The sequence below is a fragment of the Psychrobacter sp. W2-37-MNA-CIBAN-0211 genome (assembly GCF_040309405.1).
Taxonomy (GTDB): Bacteria; Pseudomonadota; Gammaproteobacteria; order Pseudomonadales; family Moraxellaceae; genus Psychrobacter; species Psychrobacter glaciei.
Map to the genome: position 1 here is coordinate 1 of NZ_JBEOOU010000641.1, position 230 is coordinate 230.

1 protein-coding gene is annotated in these 230 nt (G+C 52.2%); it reads right to left on the reverse strand.

The features are described 5' to 3' along the window. A partial coding sequence (locus AAEY72_RS16580) for a GntT/GntP/DsdX family permease (RefSeq protein WP_502945420.1) occupies positions 1–230 on the reverse strand: 230 nt, incomplete at both ends.

Consider the following 230-nt stretch of genomic DNA (forward strand, 5'->3'; position numbering starts at 1 on the left):
CCGTATGTCTGCTTCAGATCGTCAAAGTCTGGTAGTTGTGCATTAAGTTCTTCAGCACCTTCGCCGTCAGGTTGTTCGTTGGCAAAACGGTTAGCCCATAGCATACCTGCAAAAGCGGCTATAGCAGCAACAAACACACCGACAGCAATGACCAGTCCTAGTTGTGACTCAAGCCCTAGATTGCCCGCCGCTGCGATAGGACCCGGGGTAGGTGGCACAAAGGTGTGAGT